Here is a 423-nt window from a genome sequence, read left to right as displayed (position 1 = left end):
AATGGTAGAAATTCCTGAGTATGACGACCCTTGTGATGTCAAAGTGCATTTTCTTCCCTGCCAAGAAGTTCGGATCACATTATCTTGTTATTCCCCGGGGCACCCTAATTATCCGATTACGGTTCCAACAAAAATGGAGGAGCCAGCAGTATGCTCGAAAAAATAACTCGTAAAAAAAGTGATTGTTGCTGGCGTTATTCTTGCCATTATCGCAGTAAGCTCACTGCTGTTCCCCAAGAAAAAACCCAAAGATGACTACCTTGCCGGAAATTTACACGGGTTTAACCATGTCAAAGGCACTTCGGTAAATTGGTTTAAGGTTAATGGTTATTATGGCAAAGGCGGTGGCGGAACCTGTTGCATTGTCGTGCCGGCAAAGTGGACGCCGAATCAATGGGTCAAAGTGGAATGGGAAGTCGATCC

The 423-nt window shown here is 44.7% G+C and carries 2 protein-coding genes; both read left to right on the top strand.

Annotated elements, in window-relative coordinates:
• The first annotated feature begins 1 nt into the window (after position 1).
• Positions 2-166, top strand: a complete 165-nt coding sequence (locus BHE89_RS27205) for a DUF3304 domain-containing protein (protein WP_128860765.1) — start codon at positions 2-4, stop codon at positions 164-166.
• Positions 167-178: 12 nt separating this feature from the next.
• Positions 179-423 (top strand): DUF3304 domain-containing protein (locus BHE89_RS21250; protein WP_128860763.1); only part of this gene is annotated, 245 nt, incomplete at its 3' end.

It is taken from the genome of Shigella sp. FC1967, assembly GCF_001743005.1.
In the GTDB taxonomy this organism is placed as follows: domain Bacteria; phylum Pseudomonadota; class Gammaproteobacteria; order Enterobacterales; family Enterobacteriaceae; genus Proteus.
The sequence above is the reverse complement of the archived record's forward strand: the minus strand, read 5'-3'. Positions and strand labels throughout refer to the sequence as shown.